General features: G+C 67.1%; 10 protein-coding genes and 1 pseudogene. All 11 read left to right on the top strand.

Annotated elements, in window-relative coordinates; all coding sequences use genetic code 11:
• The first annotated feature begins 15 nt into the window (after nucleotides 1-15).
• A complete protein-coding gene (locus MMF96_RS02240) occupies nucleotides 16-876 on the top strand; it encodes a sugar phosphate isomerase/epimerase (protein ID WP_256882410.1) in 861 nt (286 codons plus the stop codon).
• 74 nt (nucleotides 877-950) lie between these two features.
• A complete protein-coding gene (locus MMF96_RS02235; RefSeq protein WP_176618660.1) occupies nucleotides 951-2,117 on the top strand; it encodes a Gfo/Idh/MocA family protein in 1,167 nt (388 codons plus the stop codon).
• A 104-nt stretch (nucleotides 2,118-2,221) separates the two neighbouring features.
• Nucleotides 2,222-3,271 (top strand): LacI family DNA-binding transcriptional regulator, encoded by a 1,050-nt coding sequence (locus MMF96_RS02230; RefSeq protein ID WP_176616766.1) that lies wholly within the window; start codon nucleotides 2,222-2,224, stop codon nucleotides 3,269-3,271.
• A gap of 59 nt (nucleotides 3,272-3,330) precedes the next feature.
• On the top strand, nucleotides 3,331-4,122 hold the full coding sequence (locus MMF96_RS02225) for a sugar phosphate isomerase/epimerase (protein WP_176616767.1): 792 nt from the start codon (nucleotides 3,331-3,333) through the stop codon (nucleotides 4,120-4,122).
• 164 nt (nucleotides 4,123-4,286) lie between these two features.
• Nucleotides 4,287-5,744: a glucuronate isomerase gene (uxaC, locus tag MMF96_RS02220; protein WP_176616768.1), complete on the top strand. Its 1,458-nt coding sequence runs from the start codon at nucleotides 4,287-4,289 to the stop codon at nucleotides 5,742-5,744.
• An 8-nt stretch (nucleotides 5,745-5,752) separates the two neighbouring features.
• Entirely contained in the window at nucleotides 5,753-7,165 is a 1,413-nt protein-coding gene (locus tag MMF96_RS02215) for a mannitol dehydrogenase family protein (protein ID WP_218063068.1), read from the top strand.
• A 326-nt stretch (nucleotides 7,166-7,491) separates the two neighbouring features.
• Nucleotides 7,492-8,970, top strand: a complete 1,479-nt coding sequence (gene uidB / locus MMF96_RS02210) for a glucuronide transporter (RefSeq protein ID WP_256127867.1) — start codon at nucleotides 7,492-7,494, stop codon at nucleotides 8,968-8,970.
• 74 nt (nucleotides 8,971-9,044) lie between these two features.
• On the top strand, nucleotides 9,045-10,274 hold the full coding sequence (gene manD, locus MMF96_RS02205) for a D-mannonate dehydratase ManD (RefSeq protein WP_256882409.1): 1,230 nt from the start codon (nucleotides 9,045-9,047) through the stop codon (nucleotides 10,272-10,274).
• A 71-nt stretch (nucleotides 10,275-10,345) separates the two neighbouring features.
• A pseudogene (locus tag MMF96_RS02195) lies at nucleotides 10,346-12,616 on the top strand (gluconokinase, GntK/IdnK-type).
• Nucleotides 12,617-12,699: 83 nt separating this feature from the next.
• Complete coding sequence (locus tag MMF96_RS02190) at nucleotides 12,700-13,245, top strand: gluconokinase (RefSeq protein WP_256882406.1); 546 nt, start codon at nucleotides 12,700-12,702, stop codon at nucleotides 13,243-13,245.
• 6 nt (nucleotides 13,246-13,251) lie between these two features.
• Complete coding sequence (gene soxR, locus MMF96_RS02185) at nucleotides 13,252-13,731, top strand: redox-sensitive transcriptional activator SoxR (RefSeq protein WP_256882405.1); 480 nt, start codon at nucleotides 13,252-13,254, stop codon at nucleotides 13,729-13,731.
• Nucleotides 13,732-13,977: the final 246 nt, after the last annotated feature.

Raw genomic sequence — 13,977 nt, 5'->3', positions numbered from 1 at the left:
GAAGAAAGGAACATCGTGGCAAAAATCGGTGTACAGGCAATGATGCTCAAGGACAGCTTCGCCGAGGTGGGCGCCTTTGAGACGCTCCGCAAGGTCAGTGAACTGGGCTACAACGCGGTTGAAATCTCCCAGGTTCCCATGGACGAGAAGAATGTCTCGGAACTTGAGCGTGCGCAAACGGAGTTGGGCATGGACGTGGCCTCGCTGTCCGTCATGATGGAAAAGCCCGTGGGCCGCCCGGGCGAATCCCTCAAGGACGACTTTGAGAAGATCGTTGCCGATGCCAAGCGCCTCGACACCAAGCTGCTGCGCATCGGGATGCTGCCGTTCGGGGCCATGACCAACATTGGCGCCGTCATTGATTTCGCCAAGGAAACCAACGGCTACGCGGAGCGCCTGCAGGAAGAAGGCATCAGCCTTTACTACCACAACCACCACATTGAGTTTGCCAAGTTCGACGGCAGGTTCATGCTGGACATCATCAACGAGAACTCGCCCGCCATGGGGCTGGAGATTGACGTCCACTGGGTCCAGCGCGGCGGCCTGGACCCTGTCCGCACCCTGGAAAAGTACGCCGGCAACACCGCCATGGTGCACCTGAAGGACTATCGCATCGGCATGCTGCCCGAATCGGCACTGGGCTACCTGGAAACCGGCGACTTCGCCAACTTCATGACCGAGTTCAAGAACGTGGTGCAATTCGCCGAGGTGGGCGAGGGCAACCTCGACTTCCCGTCCATCGTTCCCGCGGCGCAGGCCGCCGGTGCGCAATACCTGCTGGTGGAACAGGACGAACTGTACGGGCGCACCGTGTGGGAGGCGCTGGAAACCTCGCACCGCAACCTCACCGCCATGGGCTTCGCCGAGCTCTTCTAGCGCTTGGCCCCGACAGGCCCGGGTCTCGACAGGCTCGACCAACGATTTACAGCAACGAAACGGAGCAACACCAAATGAGCAAGAAAGTACGCCTTGGCATCATCGGCCTGGGCCAGCAGGGCGGCGCCTATGCCAAGTTCATCACCGACGGCATGGTGCCGAACATGGAGATCGGCGCCATTTCCGACACCGACCCGGCCAGGCGCCAACTCGCCGCGGAAACGTACCCCGGCGTCAAGGTCCATGACGACTACGTGGCCATGCTGGACAGCGGCGACGTGGACGCCGTCGTCACCTGCGTGCCGCACTACCTGCACCCGGAAATCGGCATCGCCGCGCTCAAGCACGGCATCCACGCGCTGGTGGAAAAGCCTGCCGGCGTCTACACCAAGCAGGTCAAGGAACTCAACGAATATGCGGCCTCCAAGCCGGAGCTGTCCTTCGCCATCATGTTCAACCAGCGCAACAACCCGCTGTACCAGCGCCTGAAGGAAATTGTCGACAACGGCGAGATCGGCAGCATCCTGCGCACCAACTGGATCATCACCAACTGGTGGCGCCCCCAGGGGTACTACAACTCCAGCGAATGGCGCGCCACGTGGGGCGGCGAAGGCGGCGGCGTGCTGGTCAACCAGGCACCCCACCAGCTGGACCTGTGGCAGTGGATCTGCGGCGTGCCCAAGTCCGTCTTTGCCAAGGTCTCCTACGGCTTCCGCCGGGACATTGCCGTGGAGGACGAGGTCACCGCGCTCGTGGACTACGGCAACGGTGCCACCGGCACCTTTGTCACGGCCACCCACGACATGGTGGGCACCGACCGCTTCGAGATCCTCGGCGACCAGGGCAAGATCGTGGTCGAAGGCAGCAAGACCGCCACGGTGACGCGCCTGAAGAAGAAGGAACGCGAAATCAGCGAGAACATGGGCATGGACGACGTGCGCAGGCTCTTCATGGGACAGCTGAACATGGACGACTACCTCACCACCGAGGTTGTGGAATTTGATTCCGTGTGGGGCGCCCAGCATGCCGGTGTCCTGGAGAATTTCGCCGCCAACATCCTGGACGGCACGCCGCTGCTTGCCCCGGGCTCCGACGGCATCAACGGTGTCCGCTTGGCCAATGCCATCCACCTTTCCAGCTGGAAGGGCGAGGAAGTCGGCCTGGACTTCGACGAGGACGAGTACCTGTCGCTGCTCAACGGGCACATCCGTGAAGAAGGCAAGTACCCCGAGCGGTCATAGCGATTCCAAGTGCACGTCACGGCCGGCTGGCACCGTCGATGCGACGGTGCCGGCCGGCCGTGCGTTAAGCTGGCAGCTGGCAACCAATTGCAAAGGAACCCGGAGTGACTGACACCAGCAATCCAGGCGGCGGTGAGGGGCCCGCCGCGGCCCGCCCCCGCAACGGGAAACAGGCCACCACCATTTACGACATCGCGGAGCTGGCCGGCGTCAACCCCTCCACCGTCTCACGTGCGCTGAGCACACCCGGGCGGGTGAGCGCCAAGACCCAAAAAAGGATCGAAGACGCCGCGGCGGAGCTGAACTACCAGGTCAATGTGTTTGCCCGCGCACTGCCGACGGGCCGCACCCGAACCATCGGCCTAATTGTTTCCGACATCACCAACCCCGCCTTTTTTGACGTCATCCGGGGCGCCGGGACCGCCGCCTCGGACCATGACTACACCTTGATGCTGGCCGAATCCGCCGAGTCCGCCGAGCTGGAATTGACCGCCGCGCGGCGCCTGCTTGCCACGGTGGACGGGCTCATCCTGGCCAGCCCCCGCCTGGCCGACTCCGAAATCCAGCAGCTGGCCGCGCAAAAGCCCGTGGTGGTGGTCAACCGCAACGTCGAGGACGTGGCGTCGGTGGTTGCCGACACCGATGCGGGCGTGGCCGACGCCATCCGGCACCTGGCCACGCTGGGCCACCGGCACATCGCCTACGTTGCCGGCCCCGACCGGTCCTGGATGTCCAAACGGCGTTGGGAAAGCATCAAGGCCCGCAGCGACTGGTCCGGCATCGAGGCGACGGTCGTTGCCTCCGGCGTGCCCACGGTCGACGGCGGCCGGCGCTCGGCCGCCGCGGTCCGGGAAGGGTCCGCCACGGCCGTGTTTTGCTACAACGACCTCATGGCGATCGGCCTGATGCGGGAGCTGCAGGCGGCCGGGGTCAGGATTCCCGAAGAGTTGAGCATCCTGGGCTTTGACAACATCTTTGGCTCCGATTTCACCACGCCGCCGCTCTCCACCATCAAGTCCCCGCTGCACGAGTACGGTGCCGGCGCGCTCCGATACGTGCTGGATGCGCTGGACAAGGGAGCCTCGGACCGGGCGATGCCTTCGCTGAAGACCGAGCTGGTGCTCCGCGGATCGACCGGCCCGGCGCCTGCCTGACCCGGCCGCTGCCCGGCCCGGGCCGTTGGGACACCAAAAAGCCCGAGGGGAATGACAGGATGCCACGCTTTACCGCCGGCCTGATGTCCGTCACCTTCCGGTCCCTTCCCCTCCACGACGTCGCCACCCTGGCGGCCCGGGCCGGGCTGGGGAAGGTCTCCTGGAGCGGCGACGTCCACGTCCAGCCGGGCAACTTTCGCCAGGCCGCCCTGGCCGCGGCACTTTGCGCCGGTGCCGGCCTGGACGTGGAAAGCTACGGCTCCTACTGGCGCGCGGACGGTGCGCCTTTCGGGGACATCGCCGCCACGGCGGCACGCCTGGGCGCGCCGCGGATCCGCGTCTGGGCCGGCGCCTCGGGATCCGCGGGGAGCAGCGCGGACCACCGTGCCCGGATTGCCGGCAACATTGCCCGGGCGGCCGACCTTGCCGCGGGGGAGGGGATCACGCTCCACCTCGAATTCCATCCCAACACCCTCACCGACACTGCCGAATCCACGGTGCGCCTCCTGGCCGACATTGCGGCGGCGCGGGACAACCCTTCGCTGCCCGTCCGCAGCTACTGGCAGCCACGGCCCGGCATCGACGGGCCGCTTGCCCTGGCCGAGCTGCGGCAGCTGGGCGGCACGGTTGGGGCCCTCCACGTCTTTTCCTGGGACGCCCGGGCCAACCGCCTGCCGCTGAAAGTCCACGCAGGAGCCTGGCGGGAGCGCCTGGAGACCCTGGCGCAAGGCAGTGCGGGAAGCATTGACCTGATGCTGGAATTTGTGGCCGGCGACAGCCCGGACCAGCTGCTCCGCGACGCCAGTGAACTGCATTCCTGGATCGAGGGGCTCCGGGCACGCCCGGAGTGACGCCGCACGGTGGGAAGGGGCTGGGCCCCCAGGTGGCCCCGACGCCCCCATCGATAGGGCCAATCGATAGTGCCGGTTGTAACGGCTGGCTGCGCCGTTTGAACCCCACGGCAATGTTTGGCAACCGGTTGACAAAATGCCGTGGGGACGTGGATTATTGATGTATGTCACACTCCCCCTCTTCCACCGCCACAGCCGCCGCAGGCACGTCCGCCGCCAGGCCTTCCCCGGCAGCCGATCCGGACCGGCTGCTCCCCGCCGACCCGGGAACGCGCAGCATTGCCCGCGGGCTCCTCGCCCGGGTCGAGGAGCTGCCCATCATCTCCCCGCACGGCCACGTTGACGCAGCCATGCTGGAACTGGACACCCCGTTCCCGGACCCGGCAACGCTGCTGGTCAGCCCGGACCACTACGTCACACGGCTGATCCATGCCAGCGGCGTGCCGCTCGAACGCCTGCGCATGGGCGGCACCACGTCCGTGGAACCCCGGGAAACCTGGCGCGAATTCGCCAAGGCCTGGCCCCTGTTTGACGGCACGGCCTCCGGTTACTGGATGCGCGACTCCTTCGAGCACGTCTTCGGCCTGTCCCGGCCGGTCAACGAGGAAAACGCGGACGCGCTCTTTGATGAACTGGACGCCAAGCTCAAGAGCCCGGCCTTCCGCCCGCGCCAGCTGTTCAAGGACTTCAGGATCGAGGTCCTGGCCACCACCGACGACCCCCTGGACGACCTCGCCGCGCACGCGGCCATCGCCAAGGACCCCACGTTCCCAGGCCGGGTGCTGCCAACATTCCGCCCCGACGCCTACATCAAGTTTGCCGCCGCCGGCTGGGCCGAGCGCGTGGAGAAGCTGATCGACGTCGCCGGCGACGGCCTGAGCGGCTACGAAGGCTACATCCGCGCCCTGGAAAACCGCCGCCAGTACTTTGTGGAGCACGGCGCCGTCTCCGCGGACCACGGCGTCCGCACTGCGCAGACGCTGCGCCTGGATTCCGCCACCGCGGCAGGGCTCTTCACGAAGGGCCTGCGCGGCAGTGCCACGCCCGCCGACGCGGACGCGTTCGAGGCCCACATGACCTACCAGATGGCCCGCATGTCCGTCGAGGACGGCCTGGTCATGACCATCCACCCCGGCGTGTTCCGCAACCACCACACCGAATCCTTCAAAAAGTTCGGCCCCGACACCGGCCATGACATCCCGTTTGCGGTCAGCTACACGGAGGCCCTGCGCCCCCTGTTGGAGGACTTCGGCACCGCCCCGGGCTTCCACCTGATCCCGTTCACGATCGACGAGACCGTCTTTTCCCGCGAAATTGCACCGCTGGCCGGCTTTTACCCGTCCGTGTTCATCGGCGCCCCGTGGTGGTTCCTGGACGCACCGGACGCCATGCTGCGCTTCCGATCGGCAGTGACCGAGACGGCCGGGTTCTCCCGCTCCTCGGGGTTCATCGACGACACCCGCGCCTTCTGTTCCATCCCCGCCCGGCACAACACCTCGCGCCGCATCGAGGCGGCCTTCCTGGCCCGCCTCGTCGCGGAAAGCCGTGTCAGCGAGGACCGTGCCCATGAAATCATCGTCGACATCGTTGACGCCGCACCCCGGAGGGCCTTCAAGCTGTGACTGAGCCGTTGAACCGAAGCACCGTGAAGGCCGCGCCGGCCGCGCCCGTGCGCATTGTCCACCTGGGCCTGGGCGCCTTCCACCGCGCCCACCAGGCCTGGTACACCCAGCATGCCGGCGACGGCGCGCAGTGGGGCATCGCCGCCTTCACCGGCCGCCGCCCCGACGCCGCCACAGCACTGGCCGCCCAGGACGGGCTGTACACGCTCATCGAACGCGGCGGGGCCGGCGACACCTTTGAGCTGATGACCAGCATCGTGCAGGCGCACGACGGCGCGGACGTCGCCACGCTGTGCCGGCTTGTCGCGGCCCCCTCCACCGCACTGGTCACGCTGACCATCACGGAGGCCGCCTACCACCTGGCTGCCGACGGCGCCCTGGACACGGCCAACACGGCCGTCCAGGACGACATCGAGGTGCTGCGGACCCAGGCGGCCCGCACCGCGTCCGACGCCGGCCACCTGCCCGCCGCCGCAACCGCGCCCGGGCGCCTGGTCCAGGCACTCGCGGCTCGGCGCAGCGCCGGGACCGGGCCCATCGCCGTCGTCTCCTGCGACAACCTCGCCAACAATGCCCGGGCGGCCCGGGCGGCCATCGGCGGGCTGGCCGACGCCGCAGACCCAGGCCTGGGTGCCTGGATCGGTGAAAACGTCAGTTTTGTGGGCACCTCGATCGACAGGATCACCCCGCGCACCACGGATGCCGAAGTCGCCCTCGTGGCAACCGAATGCGGCTGGGCCGACGCCTCGCCCGTGGTGACCGAGCCCTTCGCCGACTGGGTGCTGAGCGGGGACTTCCCCGCCGGGCATCCGGACTGGGCCAGTGCCGGCGCCGTCTTTGTGGACGAAATCGAGGACTTTGAAAACCGGAAGCTGTGGCTGCTCAACGGCGCCCACTCGCTCATGGCCTACGCCGGCCAGCTGCGCGGGCATGCCACGGTGGCGCAGGCCCTGGCGGACCCCGCCTGCGCCGCCTGGATCACCGAATTCTGGGATGAGGCCGGACGCAACCTGCCCGCCGAGGGGCTGGGCATTCCGGCCTACCGGGCCGCACTGCTGGAACGCTTCAGCAACGCCCGCATTGCCCACCACCTGGCCCAGATCGCCATGGACGGCTCCAGCAAGCTGCGCATGCGCGCCGTCCCCGTCCTGAAGGCCGAACTGGCCGCCGGACGCTCCGGCGCGGGGGCGGCCCGGATGATTGCCGCCTGGGTGTCGTACCTGCGCGATGCCCACCGGACCGGCACCACGGTCACGGATGCAGCCAGTGCCGCGCTGGCGGCCGCCCTGGAGCTGCCCGCCGGCGAGGACCTGCAGGCCCTCCTGGGCATCCTGGACGCACAGCTGGCAGCTGACGAAACCGCCGTGGCGGCCGTGGCTGCCCAGGTCGCAGGCATAGCGGCAGCGGCCCCCGTGGCCTAGCACCCCTCGACTGGCGATCGTGGCGCTTTCCCGGTGGGGGAGCGCCATGATGCTGCCGGACGGCCGGCGGGCCAAAACAAGACAAAACAAGACAAAACAAGAAAATTCGCCGAAATTAAAGAAAATTGTGGCAAGCGGTTGCCAAATGTTGTCGGAGCTGGTTAACTGGTTCGTAATACAGCTCACATGCCGGTTTGACAAGCGGCGGCCCACTTTCCGCCGAGGGGAAGTCCCCGCAGCGGTCCACCGAAGGGCCACGGGGGGCCGGCACCGTGAACGTGCCACCGAAGCGCATATTCGGTGGGAATGGGTAAAGGAGCCCAAAAATGACCATGACTGCAAAAACACCAACCGGCGGGGCATCCGCCACCGCCGCAAAGGGCATGGGCCCACTGTCAAGGCGGAGCATCATCGGCTACGGAGCCGGTGACGCCGCCAACAACCTGGCCTTCACCACGGCCACCATGTTCCTGCTGCTGTACTACACCGACGTGGCCGGCATCAGTGCCGCCGCCGCCGGAACCCTGCTCCTTGTGGTCCGCATCTTCGACGCCTTCTCCGACGTCCTCGCAGGACGTTTCGTGGACAAGACCTACCACAAGAAGCTTGGCAAGTTCCGCCCCTTCATCATGTTCGGCTCGATCCCGCTGCTGCTGCTCAGCGTCGCTGCGTTCTCGATCCCGCAGATCGGCCAGTCCGGCATGCTGCTCTGGGCCTATGTCAGCTACGCGCTTCTGGGCCTGGCCTACAGCTTCGTCAACATCCCTTACGGCTCCCTTGCCGGTGCCATGACCCAGCACGCGGGGGAACGCGCCAAGCTGGCCAGCGCCCGCACCATCGGGGCCGTGGCCGTCGGATCCTTCCTGGGCATCTTCATCGCCCCGCTGATGAAGGACGGCGCCAAGCTGCAGCCGCTGTTCACCACCATGACGCTCATCTTCGCCGTCATCGGCACCGCGCTCTACATGTTCACGGTGTTCAGCACCAAGGAGCGCGTGGTCCGCGAGGTCTCCAAGGTCTCCATGCGGCAGAGCTTTTCCACCCTCAAGGGCAACAAGCCCCTGCTGCTGCTGTGCATCAGCTCGTTCCTGTTCCTGACCGGCCAGCTCGCTGTCGGCACCGTGCAGATCTACTACTTCCGTGACGTGCTGCACTCCCTGGAGCTGTACGCCGTCATGTCGATCGTCAACATCTTCCTCACCTTCGGACTGGCGGCCCTGCTGCCCCGCCTGGTGGGCGTGTTCGGCAAGAAGAACATCTACCTGGCTGCCGGCGTCCTGATGGGACTCGGCGGGCTGATCGTCTTCCTCGCGCCGGCGAACACGGTGTGGCTCGCCTTCACCGGAGTCCTCGTCACCCAGATGGGCACCTTGCTGGTGAGCATGCTGGTGTGGGCCCTCGAAGCGGACACCGTGGAATACGGTGAGTGGAAGACCGGCGTCCGCACGGAAGGAATCACCTACGCATTGTTCTCCTTCACGCGCAAGACCGGACAGGCCGTCGGCGGGGCGCTGGCCGCCTTTGCCCTGGCCTGGGGCGGCTACACCGCCGGTGCGGGCCAGCAGAGCGCCCATGCCCTGTTGGGCATCCGCGCCGGTGCCGGACTGCTGCCCATGGTCTTCGCCATCCTGGCCATCCTCGTCATGGTCATCTACCCGCTGACGGACGCCAGGCACAAGGAAATCGTCCATGAGATCAGCCTCCGCCGCGCTGTCCGCATCTCCGAGGCCCGCAACGCTGCAGACGGCAGCCCGGCCGACGGCGGCACTGCCGGCGGCAACGCCGCCGAAACCGCCGAGAACTAAGCCGCAGCTGCCGCTCCCGGCACGCCGCCCGAACTGCCAACCCCAAGCAAAGCCCATCCCGGAAGGAACTCTTCGTGAAAATTGTTTCCGCAGAAGTATTTGTCACCAGCCCGAGCCGCAACTTCGTGACCCTGAAGGTCACGACGGATGAGGGCGTCACGGGCATCGGCGACGCCACCCTGAACGGGCGCGAACTGGCCGTGGCGGCCTACCTGAAGGAGCACGTGGCGCAGCTGCTCGTCGGCCGCGACCCGCACCGCATCGAGGACACCTGGCAGTTCCTTTACCGCAGCTCGTACTGGCGCCGCGGCCCGGTCACCATGGCCGCCATCGCCGCCGTCGACATGGCCCTGTGGGACATCAAGGGCAAGATCGCCGGGCTGCCGGTGTACCAGCTGCTCGGCGGTGCCTCACGCAACGGCCTGCGCGCGTACGGCCACGCCTCCGGCACCGACATCCCGCAGCTCTTCGACTCCATCCGCGAGCACCTTGAGCTGGGCTACAAGTCCGTGCGCGTCCAGACGGCGATCCCCGGCATCAAGGCAGTCTATGGCGTTGCCGCCCAGGCCCAGGCCTCGGGCGAACGCTACGACTACGAGCCGGCCGGCCGCGGCACCTATCCGCAGGAAGAGGACTGGGACACCCGCGCCTACCTGCGCCACCTGCCCACGGTCTTTGAGGCCGTCCGCAACGAGTTCGGCCCGGAACTGCCCCTGCTGCACGACGGCCACCACCGCATGACCCCCATCCAGGCGGCCAAGCTCGGCAAGGCATTGGAGCCGTACGACCTGTTCTGGCTCGAGGACTGCACCCCGGCCGAGAACCAGGAAGCGCTGCGCCTGGTCCGCTCACACACCACCACCCCGCTGGCCATCGGTGAAATCTTCAACACGGTCTACGACTTCCAGACCATCATCAAGGAACAGCTGATCGACTACGTACGTGCCGCCTCCACGCACTTTGGCGGCATCTCGCCGCTGAAGAAGGTCATGGACTTCGCCGCGCAGTACCAGATCAAGTCCGGTTTCCACGGCCCCACCGACATCTCCCCGATCGGCTTTGCCGCACAGCTGCACGTGGGCCTGGCCATCCACAACTACGGCATCCAGGAATACATGCAGCACTCGGATGCGACGAACCAGGTGTTCGAGCAGTCCATGACGTTCAAGGACGGCTACCTGCACCCCGGCGACAAGCCCGGCATCGGCGTGGAGTTCAACGAGGAAGCGGCGGCGGCCTTCCCGTACCAGCAGGCCTACCTGCCCTACAACCGCCTGATCGACGGCACGGTGCACGACTGGTGACGGACACAGCAACCACGGCAGCCGCCGGGCAACCAGCCGCTGCCGTCGGCGCGGTGCCGCACATTGTGGTCATGGGGGTCTCCGGCTGCGGCAAGACGACGATCGGCGCCCTGGTGGCACGCGGGCTCGGCCTGCCGTTCACGGACGGGGACTCCCTGCACCCGGTGGGGAACATCGCCAAGATGGCCGCAGGAACGCCGCTCGACGACGCCGACCGCGCACCCTGGCTGGAAACGGTCGGCCGGGAGCTGGCCGCCTCGCCCAACGGCCTCGTCGTGGCCTGCTCGGCACTCAAGCGCCAATACCGCGACGCCATCCGGGACCAGGCGCCCGGCACGGTCTTCCTGCACCTGGACGGCAGCCGCGAGGTGCTGGGATCCCGGCTCGAGGGCCGTTCCGGGCACTTCATGCCGGCGGCGCTTCTCGATTCGCAGCTGGCCACACTGGAGCCGCTGGATGACGACGAGACCGCCGTCGTGATGGACATTTCGGCGCCGGTCCCCGCCCTGGTGGGGGACGCCGTCGAACGCCTCCGGCACACCATCCCGGGCCACACGGCCTAGGCCACGGAACAAACGCAAGCATCAGGAGAAGCAATGACGTACGCAGTGGACTTGCGGGCCGCCCCGTTCAACCTCGACGACGCCGGCGTGGCCTGGGTGGAGTCGACCATCGGGTCGATGACGCTGGAGGAAAAGATCGGCCAGCTGTTCATCAACCACAACAACAGCTACGCCCCGGAATACCTCGACGAGGTGCTTCAGACCTTCCACGTGGGCGGCATGCGGTACCGTCCGGGCCCGTCCGCCGCAGTCCAGGCGCACATCCGCCACGCACAGTCCAAGACGAAAATTCCCCTGCTGATTGCCTCCAACCCGGAAATGGGCGGCGCCGGCAGCTGCGACGACGGCACCTTCGTCTCCACGCACCTGCAGGCCGGCTCCCACCCGGACAAGTCCATTGCCCGGCAGATGGGCCAGGTGGCAGGGGTGGAAACCGCGGCGCTGGGCTGCAACTGGGCGTTCGCACCCATCGTGGACATCCACTACAACTGGCGCAACACCGTCATCTCCACCCGCTCCTTCGGCAACACGCCCGAGGTGGTGGTGGAACGCGCCAAGGAATACTTTGACGGCATCAGCGAATCGCCCACTGCCTGCGCCATGAAGCACTTCCCGGGCGACGGCATCGACGAGCGCGACCAGCACGTGGCGACCTACTGGAACACCCTCGGCTGGGAGGAATGGAACAAGAGCTACGGGCAGGTGTACCGGGACATGATTGCGCACGGCGTGCAGTCGGTCATGGCCGGGCACATCGGGGCGCCGGAACTGACCCGCCACTTCCGCCCCGGCACGGCGGACGCGGAGCTGCGCCCGGCAACGCTGGCTCCCGAACTGCTGGGGGACCTGCTGCGCGGGGAACTCGGCTTCAACGGCGTGATCCTCACCGACGCCTCCCAAATGATCGGCATGACCCAGGCCATGAAGCGCCGGGACCTGGTGCCGGCCGCCATCGCGGCCGGCTGCGACATGTTCCTGTTCTTCCGCAACCCTGCGGAGGATTTTGGCTACATGCTGGACGGCTACCGCAACGGCACCATCACCGAGGACCGCCTGCAGGACGCGCTGCGCCGCATCCTGGCACTCAAGGCGTCCCTGGGCCTGCACCTGGCGGACCGGGACGCCCTGGTCCCGCCGGTGGAGGCCCTGGCCGTGATCGGATGCCCCGGACACCTGGCCATTGCCGCCGGGATTGCGGACAAGACCGTCACGCTGGTCAAGGACACGGCCCGGAACCTGCCCATCGCCCCGGCCACGCACAAGAGGATCCGCCTCTACGGCGTGTCCGGCGGATCGGACTTCACCATGGCGGACCCGCTGGGCTACCTGGACGTGGTGGCCGCGGAACTGGAGCGGGCCGGCTTTGAGGTCCACGTCTTCAAGACCGCCGAACAGCGCAAGGCGGCAGGGGAGGAGGGCGTGAACTTCATGTCCGTCATCTCCGAAGAGGCCGCCGGGGACTACGCGGAGAAGTACGACGCCGCGTTCGTGTTCGCCAACGTCAAGGGATTCGCCCAGGAAGCAGCCATCCGGATCAAGTGGTCAACCCCCATGGCCGCGGAAATCCCGTGGTACACCACCGAGGTGCCCACGGTGTTCGTCTCGCTGAACCAGCCCAATCACCTCATCGACGTGCCCATGGTCAAGACGGCCATCCACGCCCATGCCGGGACCCGCGAAGCCATCCGGGCCACGATTGAAAAGATCCAGGGGCTCTCGGAATTCCAGGGCACGTTCAACGGGAACGTGTTCTGCGATTCCTTCGACACCCGCCTCTGATACAGCACCGGTTGGCCCGGCCGGGCCCCGGCAGCCCCGGCGCGGGCACGGGGCCCGGTTTTGGTATATAAGGGAGTATGGACATGCCGTTGCAGAACACTCAAGGCCAGGCGGGCCCCCGTGCCGCCACCCGCGTCATCGTCATGGGTGTCTCCGGTTCCGGAAAAAGCACCATTGGCGCCCTCGTGGCCGATGCCATGGACATCCCCTTCCTGGACGGCGACTCGCTGCACCCCCTGGCCAACATCCACAAAATGGCTGCCGGGACACCGCTGAACGACGAGGACCGCCTGCCCTGGCTGGAAATCGTCGGCAACGAGCTGGCCAACACCAAGGCAGCGGGGATTGTCATCGCGTGCTCGGCGCTCAAGCGCAGCTACCGCGACATCATCCGCACCAAGGCCCCGGACACCATCTTCCTGCACCTGGACGGCTCCCTCGAAGTGCTCAGCTCACGGCTGGAGGGACGCTCCGGGCACTTCATGCCGCCCGCACTCCTGGAATCCCAGCTGGCCACCCTGGAACCGCTGGGCGCGGACGAACGCGGTGTGGTCATCGACATCGCCGCGGGCATCAACGAACTTCTGGCAGAGGCCGTGGCCGGCATCAGGCGCGTGGCCGGACAGTAGTCCCTCATGACGGACGACGCCGACGGCCGGCACCGCGCCGACGAGGAGCTGAGCGTCGGCCAGCTCGCCGAACGCGGCGGCGTCACCGTCTCGGCCCTGCATTTCTATGAGCGGCAGGGCCTGATTTCTAGCACGCGCACGCCGGGCAACCAGCGGCGCTACCGTCGCTCCGTGTTGCGGCGCGTCGCCGTGATCCGGGCCGCCCAGCGCGCAGGGATCCCGCTGGCCCTCGTGGCCGACTCCTTTTCCGAACTCCCCTCCGACGGCGTGCCCACCCAGGCCGACTGGCAGCGGCTGTCGGAACATTGGCGCGGCGAACTGGACACGCGCATCGCCGCCCTGGAGAAGCTGCGCGGCAGCCTGGGCGGCTGCATCGGCTGCGGCTGCCTGTCGCTGGCCGAGTGCGGCTTCGTGAACCCCAACGACCAGGTGGCCGGCACCCGGCCCGGCGCCCGTGCCTTTGACCGCATCGACCCGACTGGGTAGCAGTTGATGCGGTTTCGGCCGGTGTGAAAGCGCTTTCCCCTGCAACCATTGCGACCCAGCGTGTGGGCGGCTGCGCCGCGCCAGTGGGTGTCGAAAATTCGTGCGTTTCCGTGGTGCCGCGGGTCCTTGCCTGGTGGCGTGGTTGGGGCTGATGATGGTGGTGTCTGTGATCGTCGACGCCGGTAGATCTGTGATGCCTTAGAGCTTGTGACCCAGCTTGGCGCGGAGGGTTTCCATGGGCGCCGT

Source organism: Arthrobacter sp. STN4 (genome assembly GCF_024539665.1).
Classification (GTDB): domain Bacteria; phylum Actinomycetota; class Actinomycetes; order Actinomycetales; family Micrococcaceae; genus Specibacter.
Note: the sequence above shows the minus strand (reverse complement) of the source record. Positions and strands in the feature narration are given on the sequence as shown.

Coding starts and splice junctions, on each gene's coding strand:
- soxR (WP_256882405.1), top strand. CDS start 13,252: ATGACGGACGACGCCGACGGCCGGCACCGCGCCGACGAGGAGCTGAGC.
- MMF96_RS02225 (WP_176616767.1), top strand. CDS start 3,331: ATGCCACGCTTTACCGCCGGCCTGATGTCCGTCACCTTCCGGTCCCTT.
- MMF96_RS02190 (WP_256882406.1), top strand. CDS start 12,700: ATGCCGTTGCAGAACACTCAAGGCCAGGCGGGCCCCCGTGCCGCCACC.
- uidB (WP_256127867.1), top strand. CDS start 7,492: ATGACCATGACTGCAAAAACACCAACCGGCGGGGCATCCGCCACCGCC.
- MMF96_RS02235 (WP_176618660.1), top strand. CDS start 951: ATGAGCAAGAAAGTACGCCTTGGCATCATCGGCCTGGGCCAGCAGGGC.
- uxaC (WP_176616768.1), top strand. CDS start 4,287: ATGTCACACTCCCCCTCTTCCACCGCCACAGCCGCCGCAGGCACGTCC.